General features: G+C 52.9%; 15 protein-coding genes and 1 pseudogene. 5 read left to right on the top strand and 11 right to left on the bottom strand.

Going from position 1 to position 19,500, the window contains the following annotated elements:
* Positions 1-61: 61 nt before the first annotated feature.
* The gene (gene kdsA / locus PMIT1303_RS11780) at positions 62-913 is read left to right on the top strand and encodes a 3-deoxy-8-phosphooctulonate synthase (protein WP_063398839.1); all 852 of its coding nucleotides are present in this window, start codon (positions 62-64) and stop codon (positions 911-913) included.
* A 38-nt stretch (positions 914-951) separates the two neighbouring features.
* Here the strand turns inward: kdsA and PMIT1303_RS14275 are convergent, their stop codons facing one another.
* The 7 genes and pseudogenes from PMIT1303_RS14275 to PMIT1303_RS14135 form a co-directional block, all read right to left on the bottom strand.
* The gene (locus tag PMIT1303_RS14275; RefSeq protein ID WP_255359785.1) at positions 952-1,077 is read right to left on the bottom strand and encodes a hypothetical protein; all 126 of its coding nucleotides are present in this window, start codon (positions 1,075-1,077) and stop codon (positions 952-954) included.
* 5 nt (positions 1,078-1,082) lie between these two features.
* A complete protein-coding gene (locus PMIT1303_RS11775; protein WP_063398838.1) occupies positions 1,083-2,204 on the bottom strand; it encodes a glycosyltransferase in 1,122 nt (373 codons plus the stop codon).
* Positions 2,205-2,211: 7 nt separating this feature from the next.
* Positions 2,212-3,393 carry a glycosyltransferase gene (locus tag PMIT1303_RS11770; RefSeq protein ID WP_063398837.1) on the bottom strand — a complete coding sequence of 394 codons (1,182 nt, stop codon included), beginning with the start codon at positions 3,391-3,393 and terminating at the stop codon, positions 2,212-2,214.
* Positions 3,390-4,598 (bottom strand): glycosyltransferase family 1 protein, encoded by a 1,209-nt coding sequence (locus tag PMIT1303_RS11765; RefSeq protein ID WP_063398836.1) that lies wholly within the window; start codon positions 4,596-4,598, stop codon positions 3,390-3,392. Before PMIT1303_RS11765 ends, PMIT1303_RS11770 begins: the two co-directional genes overlap by 4 nt.
* Before the next feature lie 5 nt (positions 4,599-4,603).
* Positions 4,604-6,421 carry an ABC transporter ATP-binding protein gene (locus tag PMIT1303_RS11760; protein WP_063398835.1) on the bottom strand — a complete coding sequence of 606 codons (1,818 nt, stop codon included), beginning with the start codon at positions 6,419-6,421 and terminating at the stop codon, positions 4,604-4,606.
* A gap of 174 nt (positions 6,422-6,595) precedes the next feature.
* Positions 6,596-7,633, bottom strand: coding sequence for a glycosyltransferase (locus PMIT1303_RS11755; protein WP_063398992.1), 1,038 nt, complete (start codon positions 7,631-7,633; stop codon positions 6,596-6,598).
* A 146-nt stretch (positions 7,634-7,779) separates the two neighbouring features.
* Positions 7,780-7,911 (bottom strand): annotated as a pseudogene (locus tag PMIT1303_RS14135) (biliverdin-producing heme oxygenase); the annotation flags it as partial.
* Positions 7,912-8,395: 484 nt separating this feature from the next.
* Between PMIT1303_RS14135 and PMIT1303_RS11745 the strand changes: the two are divergent.
* A complete protein-coding gene (locus PMIT1303_RS11745; RefSeq protein ID WP_063398833.1) occupies positions 8,396-9,703 on the top strand; it encodes a ChbG/HpnK family deacetylase in 1,308 nt (435 codons plus the stop codon).
* On the opposite strand, the gene PMIT1303_RS11740 is transcribed toward PMIT1303_RS11745, so the two are convergent.
* Complete coding sequence (locus tag PMIT1303_RS11740) at positions 9,688-10,662, bottom strand: glycosyltransferase family 2 protein (protein WP_063398832.1); 975 nt, start codon at positions 10,660-10,662, stop codon at positions 9,688-9,690. The genes PMIT1303_RS11745 and PMIT1303_RS11740 overlap by 16 nt on opposite strands.
* Positions 10,663-10,804: 142 nt before the next feature.
* Here PMIT1303_RS11740 and PMIT1303_RS11735 point away from each other — a divergent pair, with 142 nt between their 5' ends.
* Positions 10,805-12,229, top strand: a complete 1,425-nt coding sequence (locus tag PMIT1303_RS11735) for an NADP-dependent isocitrate dehydrogenase (RefSeq protein ID WP_063398831.1) — start codon at positions 10,805-10,807, stop codon at positions 12,227-12,229.
* Between the two features lie 981 nt (positions 12,230-13,210).
* Positions 13,211-14,656, top strand: a complete 1,446-nt coding sequence (locus PMIT1303_RS11730; RefSeq protein ID WP_063398830.1) for a (Fe-S)-binding protein — start codon at positions 13,211-13,213, stop codon at positions 14,654-14,656.
* Here PMIT1303_RS11730 and PMIT1303_RS12990 read toward each other — a convergent pair.
* Positions 14,540-15,928 carry a four-carbon acid sugar kinase family protein gene (locus tag PMIT1303_RS12990; protein WP_074159241.1) on the bottom strand — a complete coding sequence of 463 codons (1,389 nt, stop codon included), beginning with the start codon at positions 15,926-15,928 and terminating at the stop codon, positions 14,540-14,542. The two genes, PMIT1303_RS11730 and PMIT1303_RS12990, sit on opposite strands and share 117 nt — an antisense overlap.
* 14 nt (positions 15,929-15,942) lie before the next feature.
* On the opposite strand from PMIT1303_RS12990, the gene PMIT1303_RS11725 reads away from it, so the two are divergent.
* A complete protein-coding gene (locus tag PMIT1303_RS11725) occupies positions 15,943-17,169 on the top strand; it encodes an FAD-binding oxidoreductase (protein WP_082824498.1) in 1,227 nt (408 codons plus the stop codon).
* Between the two features lie 466 nt (positions 17,170-17,635).
* Here PMIT1303_RS11725 and PMIT1303_RS11715 read toward each other — a convergent pair whose 3' ends face one another.
* The gene (locus PMIT1303_RS11715) at positions 17,636-18,502 is read right to left on the bottom strand and encodes a galactose mutarotase (protein WP_063398990.1); all 867 of its coding nucleotides are present in this window, start codon (positions 18,500-18,502) and stop codon (positions 17,636-17,638) included.
* 7 nt (positions 18,503-18,509) lie between these two features.
* Entirely contained in the window at positions 18,510-19,469 is a 960-nt protein-coding gene (locus PMIT1303_RS11710; protein WP_011827167.1) for an alpha/beta fold hydrolase, read from the bottom strand.
* Positions 19,470-19,500 lie beyond the last annotated feature (31 nt).

The raw sequence follows: 19,500 nt of genomic DNA, 5'->3' as shown, positions 1-19,500 counted from the left end.
GATTGAGATTAAGGCTGCTACTGCAAGAGCCCTAGGCTCCTGAGCATCAAAGCTTTAAGCCATGGCTGCCCGCAGCATCGCCCTCGGCACCATTCGTTTTGCCAACGATGCACCGTTCGTGCTGATTGGAGGTATCAATGTGCTCGAGTCGCGGGAATTTGCCCTTGAGGTTGCTGGCCATTACAAAACGGTTTGCACCAAGCTCGGAATTCCCCTGGTGTTTAAGGCTTCCTTCGACAAGGCCAACCGCTCCTCCATTTACTCCTACCGAGGACCTGGCCTCAGGGAAGGGCTCGAGATACTTCAAGGGGTGAAAGACACCCACGGGATCCCCGTGATTACCGATGTGCACAGCCCGGAAGAAGCAACCCCAGCGGCAGAAGTCTGCGACATCATCCAGTTGCCCGCCTTCCTCGCGAGACAAACCGATCTCATTGAAGCAATGGCCAAAACTGGCGCAGTCATCAACATCAAAAAGCCGCAGTTTCTCAGCCCATCGCAAATGTCAAACGTGGTGGAAAAGTTCCGCGAATGCGGCAACGAGAATCTGCTTATCTGCGAGCGGGGAAGCAACTTCGGCTACGACAATCTTGTGGTTGACATGCTCGCCTTCGGAGTAATGAAGCGCTGCTGCAATGACCTACCCCTGATTTTTGATGTGACCCACGCGCTCCAGTGTCGCGACCCAAGTGGAGCTGCCTCCGGTGGCCGCCGCAGCCAGGTGGTCGATCTGGCACGTTCTGGCATGGCAGTAGGCCTGGCCGGACTTTTCCTAGAATCGCACCCCGATCCCGACAAGGCGCGCTGCGATGGTCCAAGTGCGTTGCCACTGGCGCTGCTTGAACCTTTTCTCCAACAGGTCAAAGCGATCGATGAGGTTGTGAAAGCACTCCCAACTCTCTCGGTGAGCTAGTTAAACAAGCTCAAGATCAGCTCTCAGTTGATTGCTGCCTACTGCTGACTGGAAGTCACCCATTGAGCATTCAAGGCAGCCACCCCAGGTGCCAAGACCAGGGTGATGATGCCGCTCAATCTCTGACCGCGAATCAATAACAACTTGCGTTTCGGGGTATCCACACAGATCAAAAGTGGGTGGTGGAGCGAATCTGCTGCTGCAGAAATCGTGTCAGATCCTGCAAATGATGCTCGAGCGTGAATGCAGCCAACACCCGCTCCCGGCCAGCCAGCCCGAACTGAGCGGCGAGATTGGGATCGGCCATCAGCCTTGTCATCGCTTCAGCCATCCCGTCCACATCGCTTTCCTCCACCAGCAGCCCAGTGCTGCCATCCAGCACCACATCAGGAATCCCCGCATGGAGTGTCGCCACCACCGGTAGACCAGAGAGCTGAGCCTCCATCACCGAAACAGGATTGCCTTCACTATCGCCATCGGGAGCAATCTGGGAGTGCTGCACGAACACCCTCGCCTGACGCATCAATGCAGCCACCTCCGATTGTGTTTTAACGCCCAGGAAGCGAACCCGATCCTGCACCTGCAACGCCTGCACCAAACGACGAGCTTCCGCAAGCAACGGTCCGTCACCCACCATCCACAACTCACCTTGGGGTTGGCCCGCAAAAGCACGAATTGTTTGGAGAGGGCCTTTCTTGGCAACAAATCGCCCCACAGCAAGGAACACCGGCGCTGCGAGGGCCGGATCGCCAACTGAGAACAAGGCTGGATTGGCACCCGAGGGGCTGATCAAAATCGTCGACGGTGACGCTCCCAGCTGCTCCAACGTGGTGGCCATCGGCCTCGATTTGCACACCACACCAGAGGCAATGCTGACGAGCCGCCGATAGCGAGAACGCAAGACACCAAGGCGCCGATTTGCAGAAAGATCCGAGCCCCGGAAATGAACCACAAAAGGCACATCGGCACGGGCAGCCGCCTGCATCACCCGTACCGCATGGAAGCCAAACTCGGCCAACACCACATCGGGTCGATGCCTGCGGATCAAGACCCACGCCACGAACGCTGCAGGAAGCTCGGCCAAACGAAGCCAACCCAAACGAGTGCAGATTTTGCTGAGCAGCACTCCCAAGCCATAAGCAAACCTGCCTGGCTGATCCAAGGGAAATTCATCGCCGAAGTAAGCGCTGACCTCAAACGGCAAGCCGGCCAGATTCGCACGAACAAACGTTTCCGAGGCAACCCGGCGGGTTGGCGCAAACACCAATAAGCGCTGGCGATAATCAGTCATGACGTCGTCACACGGAAGGGAAGAGTTGCTCCAAGCGTTCGAGGCATCGCTTCCGAAGCAATTCCGATGCGAAGCGCTGACGCACGGCCTGAGCTTCTCGCCCCAAGCGTTGGCGCAGATCAGAGTCGATCAGCATGGCGTCAAGTTGATCAACCCAGAAAGCATCAGGCCTCTCTGCCGGTATCAAGATCCCGTCATGGTCAGACGTGATCAATTCCGAAGGCCCCTGGGGACAATCCGCTGCAACACAGCAACAGCCTGCTGCCATGGCCTCCAGCAACACATTCGGGAACCCCTCATAACGAGAGGCCAACACAAACAGAGTCGCTCTGTCATACCAATCCGCCATGTTGCCGACTCGACCAGGCAAATGAATCCGATCCACCAAGTCAGGGCGATCGTGCACCCGCGCCAAGAGCTCGGTTTGTTGGTCCCGGCCTCGGTAGGGCCGCTGATCCAAACCAACGAGCACGAGCTGCAAATCCTGATGACGGTCGGCAAGCGCCAAAAACCAATCGATGAGGCGATCGAAACCCTTTTGATGGGCCTTCGTTCCAACACCAAGAAGCACAGGAGCGTCACCGCTCACACCAGCATCTGCAAGCCAACAGCAAGGATCCAGCTGCGGATCAAACACATCGAGGGGCCACTGCACCGGATTTGGCAACAACAACTGATCACGCACACCGAGGTGAGCAGCTTGCCAATCGGCCACGACCTGTGTCTGCACCAGGTGCAGTGCAGCCCAGGGATATACCCATCGACGTAACAGGCGCCAGACCAAACCAATGCGTTTCAATGGCGGGAAATTTCTCTCCGACACCACCGTGGGGATCCCCAGCCCCCGAGAAGCCAAAAGCAATTTGATAGCAGGGATCGAGGTGACGCCAATGGCCAGACTGATCTGCTCACGCTTGAGCCAGCGTCGCAAGCGCCAAACCCGCACAGGGAATCCGACAACACCAAGCCATCGAACCCACCTGCTGTCGGAGGTTTCCACCAAACGTTCAACACCATCAGGCAAGGGATAGAAATCCCAAGTAAGTGGTTTTCTCGTCAGCAGAACTGGCGACCAACCCGCATCCCGCAACCATGACGACCAAGTAAGGGTGATGCGCTCAGCACCACCGAGTTTGAAACTATCGATGTAGAGCACCACGCGCCGCATCGACACCTCGCTGCTGCTCATGAACCGGTCACCTGGACTCGCGAGTGAGACCCAAAGCGCGCGAGCAGCCCTTGCTGTTGAAGGATCTCGAGCATCGCCTCCGTTCGAGTTTGATATGTCTGAGTCCGTGCTCTGGCAAGGCGTTGATCCAGATTGGGACCTTGACCAGCCAAGACTGCTCGAATCGCCTGTTCAAAGATCTCGACTTGAGGCTCGCAAAGGCAAGCCACGTCGGCATGAGCAATCAAAGCGGGAATCGCTGTGGCCACCACAGGCAACCCTGCAGACAAATACTCGAAGAATTTCATCGGGAACATGTTGCGGGTGTAGCCGTTGAGCTGCAAAGGCAGAAGGGCCACATCCACGTGGGCTAACCAGGCCGGTAATGCTTCATAGGGCTGTGGACCAACCAACTGAACATTTGGGCAACTCTCCAGAGCAGCCACATCCGTAGACGGATCACATTCGCCAACCGGACCAATCAGCACAAAATCCCAGCCAGGATTACGACTGATCAGATAATTCAAGAGCCTGAGATCTAACTTGTAGGCATCAATCGCCCCCATAAATACGAGTCGAGGGCGAGGACTTGGTCTTAAAGATTGTGGGCAAGTTAAAGGCTGAAGCGCATGATTGAAATGACGATAATCGGCGACATTGCCAAACATTCGAGCAGCTTGATTCCAGCGAAGATGAGTGGCCTGCAATTCAGGCGAGGTGGTGAACAGCACATCAACCTGACGCGACAACTGCCGCTCATTAACTTCGATCAGCTGAGAAGGCATACCTGGCTGCTCTTGAATGCGATCGACACAGTGGTAAACAGAAGCTGCAAAACGGCTGAGATCGAGATAGAGAGTTGTGAGAGGGTTATAAGTCCATAAAATCTGGAATCGGAATTTCAACGATCGAGTCGCAACAAACAATCCAATTCGCAGCAGAAAACGATTCAAAGCCAATTTCAAACCTGAATGCCCACCAGGGATGACTGGGGGCGACCAGACCCAGAGGTTTTTGTGACGCCTATAGGGCAACCGAATCATTCGGCGAAGACGCCGAATGATTCGGGCTCGGTCCGTAATTCCTACCCGAGGTGCACGAATCCCAAGTGATTCCACATACAACACACGGTGGCCAGCCTCAGCCAGCGCAAGAGCCGTGTGCTGCTTATTGGTCCACAGCGGATGATCCCAGTCTGCGGTGGAAAGAACAATAAAATCGGCCATGAGAACTATTCACCTTCGATTAACGTCATTTCTCGGAAACTGGCCGACTCTCTCTGCAGTTCTTCAAACGTGCCATTGGCAATAATTTTGCCGTTTGCCATTTCATAAATTTGATCGCACTTCTTGACCGTCGACAAACGATGCGCAATCACAATTGTGGTACAGCGGCGTCCAACAATATCAAGAGCCTGCATTACATCATGCTCAGTTTTGTTATCGAGAGCACTTGTCGCCTCATCCAACACAAGTATTTTTGCCTTGCGGAAGAAAGCTCGAGCCAGAGAAAGTCTTTGCCGCTGACCGCCAGAAAGTTTCACACCATTCTCACCAACCATGGTAAATAATCCATAAGGCATCTGACTCACATAGTCGTCAAACTGAGCAGCCTCCAAAGCGACCCAAACATCATCATCATTGATGGATTCAAGATCTTGACCGAAGGCAATATTTTCGCGAATACTTGCATCAAGAAGGCGAATATCCTGGGGTACAAGTGCGCAATTGGCCTGCCATGCTGGCACCTCCTCTTCATTGAGCGGAACACCGTCTAGCGAGAGTTCACCTCGCGTGGGAAGAAATAACCCCAGCAACAGATGAGCCAATGTGCTCTTACCGCTGCCTGTTCGGCCAACCAAAGCAATCCTTGAACCTACGGGAATCGTCAGGTTCACATCTCGAAGCACCTCTTTCTCAGTGCCGCCATAAGTAAAACCCACGCCCTCCAGTTCAATAAATCTGCGTGGCATAACTCCCTCGGGAGTGGGCACCCCGGGGGACGACAACACAAGTCGATCAGGGGTCATGCTCAACAACTGCAAAGCATCCTTAATTTCAGGCAGGCCGCCTCTGAGCTTGTTAATGCTGCGAAACATCGATTGCAGGGGAGACGAGATGCGCAACAAAGTGACCAAGACTGCTGCCAACATCGGCACAGCTTCACGAATTTTCTCTGTATCACCAGCCAGCAATGCCGGAGCCAGACCAACCAAAAACAGGATGGTGATACCTGCAGGCTCAATGATGAACCGTGGCACATCAGGCAAAAGCTTGGACAGACGGTCATAACGCTTCGCGACAACTCCATCTCGAGAGAATCTTCGAACAAAGAATTCATCAGCAGAATAAATTTGCACATCTCTCATGGACCTCAGAGACTCCATCAAATATAAATTGATCCGCCGCGAGTAACGCAACTTCTGCTTCGTTGCCAGGCGCAAATATGGGGTAATGATTACTGAAGCAATGACATAGGCAGCCAACATCAAAACGAAAATCAACAGGGCATCCCAGCCAAGTACAAATACCACTCCAACAAGTAGTACTAAAACTGAAAGCGTGTTACCAACAATTGTAATCAGAGGTGTAACAACTGTCGTCGAAATACGGTTAAGTATTCTATTAAATCTCTCCGAAAGATGAGCAGTTCGATTGTGAGTAAAGAACTCATAACGCTGCAGCATCAAGTTGGCATAGACCTTATTAACTAAATCTGTCCAAATCTCCGCACTGAGCAAACTCTGCATCAAAGAGACACCAAATCGGATCGCCGAGGTGAACCAAAAAGAGGCAATTAATAGCCCTAGCAACCATCCGGTTTGATCAAGAATGCCACCGCCAAAAAAGCGAATGCCCGGAATACGATCATGCAACGTCGCTCCCGACATCACCCCTACCAACCTGGCCAGCAGACCAACCAGCAGCATGTCAAGCAAGCCCTGAAAAAAGGAGGCCAGCAAAACAACAATCAGAAGGTTGATGCGCTTAGAAGGAAGTTGACGCAGCAGCTGTCTTAGTTCCTTCCAGGTCTGGCTTTGCAAGAACATGGACACGCCGCACAATTCTTCTCGGAGGCAGACGAAACGCAAGCATCCTTAAAGCGCAAGTTACCGGTTGCCAACCTCCACAATCAGCAACAGGTCGGCCAGCCAGGTAACCGATTGACCCTCCCCAAGTCCCCTAGTCGATGCAGCAGCTCATCAGAAAGACACAATCCACAATTAGCGGCGAGAGATCAGCCGTCTCACAAGCCTCAATATTCGGCCAACCTTTCGATTGAATCGCAACACAAAGGTTGGAGCCCTCCTGAGGGACACTTCATCTGACGGCATGGTCTCAATAGCAGCCAGCGCCGATCTCCAACGCGACATCAAAGCTGTTTCCGTATGTTCACTTAACAGCTGATTGAGCCGCTCCTGCGTTGGACGCCAAGCCGCTGGCTCTCGCACAGATTCGCAAATCCGTCGCACATCCCAGGCGAGACTGCCGCAACCAATCTGATGGCCCACCACACTCGGCTCAAGGGTATCGGCGAGCGCATGGTTGAAACTGCTGAACACAACGCAGCCGCAAGCCATCGCCTCTAGAGGGGGCAAGCCAAAGCCCTCACTCAGGCCATTACTCCGCCAATACTCAGCCGAATCGTAGATATAAACCTTGGAAGCATTGAACAGAGCGACCAGATCCTCCACCCAGCCACTCTGAACCACAACCTTCAGCCCTAGCTTTCTCAAGGCAGGAACCAATTGCCCCAACACATAACGGCTACTCTTTCGCTCCTGCACCAAGACATCGATGGAGCGATCTCCAGCTTCAGCCACAGCTACTCCAAGCCGAGCACCTCTCTCCAACCAATGGGGTTCTAAGGCATTAGGCACCAAAAAAAGAGGATTGCGAGGTGCCCGGTCACCCCAGTAGCCAAGGGTATTCCTGCTCACAGCGAAGACAGGAACCCCTGATGGAAGATCAAATCCATAGCCGCTGCTATGGGCGTGATAAATCACATGCCGCCCCCTTAGACGCCGTAATAACTTCGGCACTTCAAACCCCCAGCTCACCACCCAAAGTGTTTCCCCTGGAGCTGGTTCTTGCTGCAAAAGATCATCCAAAAACAGATAATCGTCCTGACGGTTCCGATAGGTCACCAAATCAGTAGGCATAAGCCTGTTCACCAACCTTGCGGTATGGAGCGCCACTGAAAGACCACCGCAGCGATAGCGATCAGTAGTCCCCGGAACCAGAAAAAAGACGCGACGCACAGGGGCGAGGGGACTAACCGATGCAGAACTATGCCGCAGTTTGATCAAATCTGACGATTGCAAAGCCCCTCAGACCACCACAGCCTCAGTGCTACCGACTCGTTGGCGACACGTAAGCCATCCACAAACAGGGCCTTCCCAATTGCAGCCACCAGGTTGCGATAACTGGAGAGATCAACCACGCCATTGAGCAAAGAGCTCACGAAACCAGTGTTCTCGGCCATCGTGTGGGCTGCCTTAATGCCTTCTCTCAGTGCGCTCGCAAGGGCTACCGCCATTGGGGAAACAAAGCTTTTAAAGGTGAAAGGACATTCAAAAGAGCTGGTGCTTCATGAAGTCATCGATTGCAGAGGGTTAAGGGAACAACCTCGCCGCTGAACTGATTTGAATCAACAAGGCGGCACTAAAACCACAAGCTCCAAAGGTGTATTTAGTAGAGCAAGATCAAGGGTCTCACCCTCAAACCAACTGCAATTCTCTGGATCATCCCATCAGCAAGTGAAGCTGGATTGAGCGGCTGGGATATACGGGATCAAGACATGCCCATTCAATCTGGCCCTGAGCAAACTCCTAGTGATGCATCTTGTAGCGACTGCATCCAGTCTCCTGAAGCGTACCAATCTTGCAGGATCAATCAGTGCCGTGCCATTACGGTTGCTGCACTTTGATGTTGTCCCTGATGAGGAATCGCTCTGCCATGTCATGTCTATTGCTACTCGATCATCTCAAGGCGATGAATGCAGTCCTTGAGACTGTGCTGTCATGAGTTTGCAGCCATTGGCTGCACGGGTAGGGCGTTATGGACTAGTCGGACTAGCAGCTGCAGCCATACACGCAACGCTGCTGGTGCTCATGGCAAAGCTCATACCGTTCTGGCTGAGCAACCTCAGTGGCTTCTTGGCCGCCTCATTGGTCAGCTATCTAGGCCATGCCCTGTACACCTTCCGTTCAGAAACAACTGGACAGCGCTTCGCACGTCGCTGGTTGCTTCTGCAGTTCAGTGTCAATGTCAGCGTGAGCGCACTGTTGCCATTGGCGCTCAGCCCTTGGGCTTCACTACCCATCACCACAGTGATGCTGGTTTTTACACCGACATTGCTCAATGCTTTGATCTGGTCAAGGGCAGCCCGATTCAGCATGCGCCGGCAGCGACGATCTCACAAGACGAAGCCTCAACTGCATGCCGATGACCTAGGTCTCACCAACGCGACCAACACCGCCATCCTTGAACTTGCTGCGGCCAGGCAGTTGGACAGCGCCAGCCTGCTGGTCAACGGCAATGCCGTTGAGTCCGCTATTAAACAAAGTAGAAGTTACCCCAGCCTTAAACTTTGCTTGCACCTCTGCCTAAGCGAAGGTCGAGCAGTAGCGCCCCCTCAACAAGTGTCTGAACTCATTGATGATGCAGGGCGGCTCAAATGCTCTTTTGGGACGTTAATGCTGGCATCATGCCTACCTAAAAATGCGCCAAGACGACGACGACTTGAAAGGCAACTTCGCTGTGAACTGAATTCTCAAATCCAGCGATTCCGAGAACTCACTGGACTCACCATCATCGCCATTGATGGCCATCAACATGTGCATCTGGTGCCAATCGTGCTCGATGTGATCCTCGAACTAGCCCCTGAGCAAGGCATCAGCTGGTTACGCACAACTGCTGAGCCCTTGCCCACTGGGCTGTCATCACGCTACTGGCTAACAGCTCTAACGAATGGTGGCTGGTTGAAGTGGCTTGTGCTACAGAACCTCACTCGCATGGCTTTACCACGACTGCGCAAAGCGTTAGTCGCGACCAACGCCCGATTTGCCGGCGTGCTTTTCACAGGGCGAATGGTGGATGCTCCGCTCAAAGCCGCTTGGCAAGAACTCACCTCTGTTTCATTCTCACCACCGCAAACACAACCTTTGCTGCTATCGCATCCAGCTGCACCGCTAAAGCCAGAAGAGATTAATAAGGGCCTAACAGATTTCCCTTTATCTCGTACATTTTTCTCATCCTCATGGCGTCAACTGGAGTGGCAAGCAGTCAAACAAGTACAAGCCAGTGCCTCCACTCAAAGTGAGCCGTGAATGGCCCTAATGAAATAGTGTGGCCTGGCTTTGGTATCCACATAGATCCGACCGATGTACTCGCCAAGTACACCGATACCAATCAATTGAATGCCCCCCAAAAACAGAACCGCCACAATCAGTGAGGCATAGCCAGGAAGATCAACTCCATTAAAGATCGTGATCAAAACGATAACTGCGGCGTAAAGCAAACTCATCAAGGAAACTACAAGGCCCAAAAAACTCCAAATCTTTAGGGGAATCACTGAAAAGGAAAAGATGCCATCAAGGGCATAGCTCCATAGCTTCAGGGGGCTCCAGGAGCTACGACCTCCCATTCGTTTCACCCTGCTGTAACTAAGCTCGACACTGCGATATCCGGTCCAAGGAAGTAAACCTTTGGAGAAACGGCTGAATTCACGCATTTGAGTGAGGGCTTGCACAACTGGTGCACTAAGCAAACGAAAATCTCCTGCCCCATCAATCAGTTGAATGGAATCCACTACCCGGTTGAAAACCCTGTAGAACCAGGAGGAAGTTGTTACTTTCAACCTTGATTCCTGATCACGATCGTCACGGACTGCAGTGACAACCTCAGCACCATCACGCCAAGCCTGAGCCATCTGCGTAATCAGCTCTGGCGGATGCTGAAGATCTGAATCAATCAGCACCACAGCATCGCAGTGGCCCTGGGCATAATCCAAGCCGGCCAGCATTGCCGATTCTTTACCAAAGTTCCTTGTGAGCTCCAACAAAGTGACTGGAGCAGAAGCCTTAGAACCAACAAATCGCTGCTGCCATGAGCGGATCTGAGCCACCGTGCCGTCACGTGAGCCATCATCCACCAGCAACAAATGGCTAACTTCCGGCAAGGCCAGCACTCGTTCGATGAACTGGCAGATCACAGCCTCTTCATTGAAACAGGCAGCTACTACCCAGATCTGACCAGGCAAACGCTCTGAGATTGATGACCTCTCCATCACTCACTATGGACGTAGAACAGCACTACTGAATTCGAGAAGACTTTGGCAAGCTCAAGCTAAGTCGCTTAAGTCTGGTCGTCAGGACCACCACCAAGGCATAGGCTCGCCTGAGCACGCGTCACCGTCGCGCACGTTTCCCATGGCTCAGTTCGAGAAGCTCTCCACACCAAGCCAGGGCACTGCCATCCGCTTCGTGAACGGTCAGCCAGTCATACCCAACGAGCCAATCATTCCCTTCATCCGCGGTGATGGCACAGGTGTGGACATCTGGCCGGCGACCCAACGAGTGCTGGATGCAGCTGTAACAAAGGCCTATCAAGGCGTGCGTCGTATCGAATGGTTCAAGGTCTATGCAGGCGACGAGGCCTGCGATCTCTACGGCACCTACCAGTACCTACCAGAAGACACCCTGGAAGCGATCCGCACCTATGGGGTCGCTATCAAAGGTCCCCTCACGACTCCAATCGGTGGCGGCATCCGTTCCCTCAATGTGGCCCTACGTCAAATCTTCGATTTGTATTCCTGCGTACGCCCATGTCGCTACTACAAGGGCACACCCAGTCCCCACAAACGGCCTCAGGATCTTGATGTCATCGTCTACCGAGAAAACACGGAAGATATCTACATGGGGGTGGAATGGGAAGCCGATGATCCAGTCGGCCAGACATTGCGCGAACATCTCAACACTGTCGTCATTCCCGCCAACGGCAAGCTCGGCAAACGCCAGATTCCTGAAGGCTCAGGCATCGGCATCAAGCCGGTAAGCAAGCACGGCAGCCAGCGTCATATCCGCAAAGCGATTCAACATGCTCTTCGGCTGAAGGGCGACAAGCGCCACGTCACCTTGGTGCACAAAGGCAACATCATGAAGTTCACGGAAGGAGCCTTCCGTGACTGGGGCTATGAACTCGCCACAAGCGAGTTCCGCGACGTGTGCATCACCGAAAGGGAGAGCTGGATTCTCGGCAATCTTGAAAACGATCCACAACTAAGCATCCAAGCCAATGCCCGCATGATCGAGCCTGGCTACGACAGCCTCACGCCTGAGAGAAAGGCCAGCATCGATGCCGAAGTGCACGGCGTGCTGGATGCCATCGGCACCAGCCATGGCAACGGCCAATGGAAAGCGATGGTGCTTGTCGATGACCGCATCGCCGACAGCATCTTCCAACAGATCCAAACGCGGCCGCAGGAATACTCAATCCTGGCAACACTCAACCTCAATGGCGACTACATCTCCGACGCAGCCGCGGCGATGGTGGGCGGATTGGGCATGGCCCCGGGAGCCAACATCGGCGAGAACGCTGCCATCTTCGAAGCGACGCACGGAACAGCACCCAAGCATGCCGGCCTTGATCGCATCAACCCTGGATCGGTGATCCTCAGCGGAGTAATGATGCTGGAGTTTCTGGGCTGGCAAGAAGCCGCAGACTTGATCACAAAAGGGCTCAGTGCTGCGATTGCCAATCAACAGGTCACTTATGACCTGGCTCGCCTCATGGACCCACCCATAGAACCTGTGAGTTGCAGTGGCTTCTCTGAGGCCGTCATCAGCCACTTCTAAGGCTAACGCCCTAACAGTTGCCAGCTGTAATCAATGATTATTAGCCATAGTGAAGGGTTCATTTTTATCGCCAACCGCAAGACTAGATCGACTGCGATAGGGATTAGCCTCTCTAGCGAATGCAATCAAAAAACATCATTACGCCATTAGAAAAAGACGAAGAAATATAAGAAAGCCAGGCCACACAAAGCCATGACATTTTATACCTTGGCGCAAAAATTTGTCTATCTATCACTGCTCACGCAGCGAAATCTAGCTTGCCTTTGTCTATCTGAAAAGGTAAAATAAATTGGCTGGCATGCTCATCTTATACTAAGAAAACCTGAAAGTACTTATAGCCAAGTATTTGGAAATCCTATTTACGCTTCTGCTTCCTCTGCAATCCATGGCATCTCGTAATTTCTCAATAGTTCTGGTCAATAGGAAAAAGTCTCAGCGATGAAGCCTTGATTCATTTCTAAATAGTTCAAAAATCGAAGGCATCGCAAGACGCAGCCAAGAAATGCATACATTAAACGGCAAGCTCGCTGTCAATCAAGCATTTCGCCATGAAAATCTTCAGGAGGAAGTCAATTGAATCCTTGAGGAATTTAATCTTCCCAGCAACTCAAAAATACCGAAAGTAAAGAAACAATTCCGCAGTGAGAAATGACAAGGTCAAGATGTTCTCAATGGCGAGCAAGCCGCAAGCATTGGATTCATTTTTAAACTCGAAATCGAGTCGTCTGGCTACAATTAATGACAGATAAAAACAAGCCGGCCAGACCTTCTTTTCGGCTCATTTCTTTCATTCAAAGTTAACAACAAAATGCAACGTCCCCCTTTGAGAAAAAACTAATCAACGACTAATGCCAACGAAACGCTGGTACCGACAACCAAAGCTTCTTGGGGCAGCCAAAGGTAATGAGAACGATCGCCAATAGTGATGGCACATACTGCCGGCATGCGACAGAGCGGTATGGAAGTCGCCAGACTCAAAGCATGACTTCTGTTGACGTCACGCCAAACCAAAATGACAAGGTCTTGAGTCGTCTCCCAGCAGACGCCACCGACCCCTGCGTGCACTGTGGGTTCTGCCTGCCAACCTGCGCAAGTTACCGTGTGTTGGGCACTGAAATGGATTCACCGCGAGGGCGAATCCATACCCTCAAGGCGATCGACAACGGTGAGCTGGAGCTTGATGCCACCGTCGCTAGCCACTTCGACTCCTGCCTAGGCTGCTTTGCCTGTGTGAGTGCCTGCCCCTCAGGCGTTCGCTACGACCAGCTCATCGAGGCCACGCGCCCTTTACTGAACCAAGCAGAACTTCGCAGCCCCTGCCAGAACCACTTTCGCCAGGTTCTGCTGAAGTTGCTCCCCTATCCCGGCCGACTGCGCGCCCTTCTGCAACCTTTGCGTGCCTACGCGGGTACACCAATACAAGCGCTCAGCCGCCGCCTCGGTATCAACAAAATTCTTGGGCCCCAACTGGAAGCGATGGAGGCCTTGTTGCCTGCTCTTGCAGCAGAAAATTTTCAGGATGATCTGCAGGTTCTCCACCCTGCAACAGGTCAACGCCGCAGCAGAGTGGGGCTTGTTCTTGGCTGTGTGCAACGTTGCTTCGATCCCAACGTGAACCAAGCCACTATTGCTGTGCTGCAAGCCAATGGCTTTGAAGTCGTTGTGCCAAAAGATCAAGGCTGCTGCGGCGCCGTCTCCCACCACCAGGGGCAACTCAAACAAACCCGAGAGCTAGCCGAAAAGCTTGTTAAAAGCTTTGCCAATGTTGTCGGCCCAGGGCGACCTGCTGGAGCCGAGCCCTTAGAGGCTGTGCTGGTGGCCGCCTCGGGCTGTGGCCACACCATGAAGGCCTACGGCGAACTCCTCAACGCAACAGCAAGCTTCAACATTCCCGTCTTCGATGTGCATGAATTCCTGGCGGAACACGGTCTCGACAGCAACTTTCAGCAAAAGCTTCAGCCTCTTCCCCATCACAATGGGCAGCCTGCCAGCCCCCAAACTCCTCTGAAAGTTGCATACCACGATGCCTGCCACATGATTCATGGCCAAGGAATCCAAGCCCAACCAAGACAACTATTGAAGGCCATTCCCCATCTAGTTTTGAGCGAAGCCACAGAAGCCGGAGTTTGCTGTGGGAGCGCCGGAATTTATAACTTGGTCAACCCGCAAGAAGCTGCCGAGCTGGGGAGAATCAAGGTTGCTGACCTCAGCAACACTGGAGCTGAGCTGATTGCCAGCGCCAACATTGGCTGCACCTTGCAACTCCGCCGCCATCTGGATGGTGATGTGGCAGTCGCCCATCCAATGGAACTACTGGCCTGTGCCGCCGGCCTCCATCAATCGCCAGGCATCCAAAAGGGTTTGAGAATCACCAAGATTTCCCGGGAAGGTAAGGATCGGCAGATCAACCAATCCATCTCCAGCTAAAGGCCGCACCAACGACAAGCCTGGCAAGATTTGCCCCTCCAGCTGCACCATCTCCAAGCCCAGCCCTTCTGCCAACAGAGTATGGGTTGTAATTCCACCCTTACTGATCAAATAGCCCAACTTCGGCGCGAGAGCAGCCGCCAAACGAGCCATCAATTGAGCCAAAGCAACGCCAAAGCTCAGCCTTGCCGCTGATGTTGAGCAATCCAATTCACCGCGACTCGTGAACAACACCGGTGTACGACCGATGGCAAGCGCCTCGCCAAGCTGATTGAAGCAATGCTGCTCCAATTCAGCCAAGCGCCCATCAGACAAGCCCCTCTGCAAGATCTGCGCCAAGCGGGGAACTGGCAATTCCACCCCCATGCACTCTGGCGCCTCGAGTAAACATTCCAACTGAGCATCAGCCAGAGGAACGTGGGAACCAACCATCACCAACCCAGGCCATCTTTGACCTGAGTGATCGCTACGTCGCATGCCAGCCAAACCATCAGCAGCAAGAGGTTGGGGTGCAAGATCTGCCAAAGCATTGAGCAAGCTTGCTGCAGAGCGAAACAGAAAACGCTTATGACCAACCAACTGCCTTACCGCTTCTGCTAAGGCCAGCAATTGCTCAGAACGCTCCGCATCCACCACCACAGACTGATTGTGATGAAGCCGAGCCAACCAACGACGCAACTCTGTGCGGCCTGTCTGCAATGGCTTCGCAGCATCTTGATTTTCAACAGCCGCATCCAACTGCGCAAGGCAGAGGCGCTGAACAGTTTGAGCTCGGATCTGCCCACCACTTTTCTCCTCTAGCCAAGCAGGGAGATCACTAGTGCTGTAACCAAACAAGCGATCTTTGGCAAAAGCACTGGAATGCACCGGCTTGCCATCAAGCAAATGCACGCCATTCACCGTGGTGCGCCCTCCTTCGAGGAAGGCAGGAACATGCAGCGTCGCATCGAAGGGGCCGAGCTCCTCAGCGATCACCTCAGGCTCCAAAACGCCATGACCGCGCAGCGTGGAGTCACCGCGACTGACCACAACAACCTCCGCTGCTGACATCCCTTCCGCCGCGAATGCTTGCCGCAAAGCAGAACAAATCTCACGATTGCGGGATGCCGCCTGATCAGGGGCTAACGCACGTGTGTTGGCCAACACAAATACGAGTGGCGAAGGGTGGCGCAACCCATGCCGCAACACATCAACATCCCAGCGCAGCAGCAGCAGACAGCCATGCACAGTCTGGGAGCCGGTGGGGTCGTCATCAAGCACCACAATCTTCATGGCACCATCGTGACGTGAATACGTTCTTCGCCGATACCGCCAACGTGCCAGCACCTGCTACGGCAAAGGAGTTGGCCGATCTTGTTGCAGAGCTGCATGCAGCGGCAACCCCCTGGCTGCCCTGTGGTCTTGGCAGCCGTCTGCAATGGGGGCCGCCTGTGGAGATGCCTTCACAACCAATCAGCGTGAGTGGTCTCAAGCGCATCCTTGATCACGCTGTCGACGACCTCACGATCAATGTTGAAGCAGGCCTGCCGCTGGCAGAGCTACAAATGGTTTTGAAAGAACACCATCAGTGGCTAGCCGTCAACTGGCCCAGGGGAAGCAAAGCCAACACAGATCCCAACAGTGCTGGCAGTGTGGGTGGGTTGGTGGCTCGTGGCCTCGCCGGCGGTTTGCGACAGCGGCATCTGGGTATCCGCGACCAACTGATCGGAATCGGACTCCTGCGTAGCGATGGCATTGCTGCGCATGCTGGAGGCCGGGTAGTCAAAAACGTGGCTGGCTATGACCTCATGCGCCTGCTGTGCGGCAGTTGGGGCAGCTTGGCTCTGATCACGGAACTCACTCTGCGCTGCCAACCAATCCGGCCAGCACACATCGGCCTTCGCCTTGATGGTTCTCTGGAAGCGCTGGAAGCATGGCGAGCTGCACTATTGCGCACCAGCTTCACCCCGGAATACTGCGATTGGATCAAAACAGATTTAGAAGACTGGCATCTCAACATCGGCGTGGCCAGCGTGAGCGATCAAGCCGTCAACGACCAAATAGGCCACCTCAAAGCCCTCGCCAATCAACATCAACTGGGCACAAAACAGCTCGACTGGCTCGGCCCCCATCAAGAGCCACACCCATCTGAAGGATCTTTCGATAGCAACCATTGGCTGGTACGGGTAGCACTGCAACCAAGCAACATTCACCGGCTGATCGCCAGCAAAGAACTGCAAGCCCTCAACGGCTGGCATTGGCAGCTTGCCGCTGGCGCTGGCATCGGCGACGGCTGGCAAATATCACCAGCCAACGCAAAAGGGATCAGCCAAAGCGAAGATCTCAACGCGCTGCGCCACGAGATTGCTCGCCTCGGTGGCCAGCTCACACTCCTGCAGCAACCCAGCCAATCTGGCGGTCGCCTGCCTGCTTGGCTGGATGCACCCTCAAAGCCACTGATTGAAGCTGTGAAGCAACAATTCGATCCAAAACAACAACTAGCGAGAGGCCGGTTACCAGGAGCTCGTGGTTAATCAACGGCCAAGTAGGCATGGCGGAATGCCTCAATAGAGCATCGAAAAGCGCAGGATCTTCTCAGACTTAATCCATGAAATAGTCACTAGCATATAGACACCTATCAGGCACAAGATCTAAACAGCCAGGCCTCTTCCCAAGTCTTTAATTGCACCCAAGTATACCAATCAGCTTAAATCCTAAAAGATTATATCCAAGTCATGGTCACTGCAGAGACCAACATATCCCATATTAAACTTTTCCAAAACGATTAGACCATCAAGCTCAAAGCTCCAAGCCCTTTGCGCAAGGATGCATTCAAGACAAGTCCAATCAAGGTAGATTAATTTAAACCTTATGGCATGGCCGAATACGAGCCGAAAGGCAGCAGATTGGTCAGCCAATATCAATTCAGAATATGCGTACTCAATCTGAAAATCAAGATACTTTCACTTGGATTAAAGTTGCATCAATAGGGAAAATTGATCAACAATTAACCAAGGAACATCTCAGCCTCTGCTGGCCACCAGCTTCGATCTCCAACTTGCGATCTCCACTAATCAATGCCTCCCGCGGCCCAGTCCAAGGCTCAAGGCATACCATCTGCCGCGGCGGATCAGTCCACACCACAGTGAGATCCATGGGATTCTCATGCTGAAGCTGCAGAGATCTCCCAGAGGCTTCATCCACAAGGGTGACTGGGCCCGCAGGGCGAGTTAAAAAGTCCACCCCCTCAGTTAAAGCTGCCAATTGGATAGCAGTTTCAGCTTCTGCCATCTGCAAATGATTGAGACATGAATTTGGCAAGCCTTCGAGGCGAACCTTGTTCAAGTCAGTCACCTTGAAATAAGGGTGCAAACCAAAACTGAAGGGCATCGCAATTTGACTACGGTTATGCACATCTACCTCGATCTCTAAAGCATTGCGAATCGGGCGCACCACCATCTCAAGCAAAAAAGAAAATGGATAAGCAGCACGCGTCTCTTCACTATCACCAAGGCTAAGCTTCACGCCACTGTGATCTTCTAATAGCTGTAATTCCCAGGGCTGATCCCTAGCAAAACCATGCTGTTTAAGAATGAACTCACCACTTGGCAAGGGTAATAAATCCCCTGGCAGGTTTCCGCAGATGGGAAACAACACTGGAATGCCTCCGCGAATACTTTTCTCTGGATCCGCAAAACGCTCCTGATCAAAATAGAGCAGCTCATGGCCGTTACAACACCAATCAGTGACTAAACCACCTCGCTCAGGCACAATCCGCAAACGATCACCACTTTCTGGGTGCAGATACTGCCAATGAGGATAGGGACTCTGCTTGCGTAGAAGAGGAGCACGATGGCCGTCAATCATTCCTAAATCAAGCAATACTCAAACCATTTAGCCACTCCAGCAATTCAGAATTCACCAAGTCAGGCACCTCATCATGAGGGCAATGTCCAGCATTTAAAAGCACCTCTTTCACTTCCAAAGAAGCTTCTTTGGCATATGTGCGAAACTTATCTTGCTTGGCTTTTGCATTCCTCAACCAAGGATCACCATCACCCCAGAGCAATAACAGAGGAGCTTGCAAATCATTAAACAATTCATCAATAGCCTTACCCCTAAGCCCACGTGCCTGAAAAACATTGCGAAACACTTGGAATGCGCCTGGATCCAGAGAAGGCCTACGAATCGACTCAATTAGATCATCATCAACATTGGCAGGATCGATATAAACCTGCTGGAGAGTCCTGCGAATGACACCAGGCCTACGCAGATTCTCAAAGATCATTCTCTGTATCAAAGGATATATCAACCACTTCACCACAAGATCCCTTGAAAGACCTTGCCCAATCATCTGGCGAAGCCTCGAACTCATATCTTTTGGTTTTGGAGAAAACTTCTCATCGCTGAAATAACCAGCAGCATTCAGTAAAACCACTCCGGCCGATTGCGATTCAAGAGCAGCAGCTGCAGCCAAGGCGGCATAACCTCCAAGCGAATTGCCAACAATCACAGTGGGCCTTCCAATGCGCTCGTTGACATATGAAACCAACTGGTCTTTCCAAAGGTCCCCGCCATAATCCAGCCCGCCAGGTTTGGCACTACGACCAAAGCCAAGCAGGTCTATGGCATGCACCTCATGGGTGAGAGAGAGCTTCGGAATGTTGTGGCGCCAGTGATCGGTAGAAGCTCCAAAACCATGCACCAACAACAGTGCCGGCCGTTGGCGTCCCCCATGCTCAACATCCTGTTCTGGGATGCGTTGTAGGCAATGAACATCGTGCCCCAGATGGCTCCAGGAAGCATTAAGCACGGCAGATGGAGCTGACGTCACAACGGCGACGGTGGCGAAAGGTGATGGTAGG

The sequence above is a fragment of the Prochlorococcus sp. MIT 1303 genome (assembly GCF_001631965.1).
Taxonomy (GTDB): Bacteria; Cyanobacteriota; Cyanobacteriia; order PCC-6307; family Cyanobiaceae; genus Prochlorococcus; species Prochlorococcus marinus_D.
This window is presented reverse-complemented; position numbering and strand designations above follow the sequence as displayed.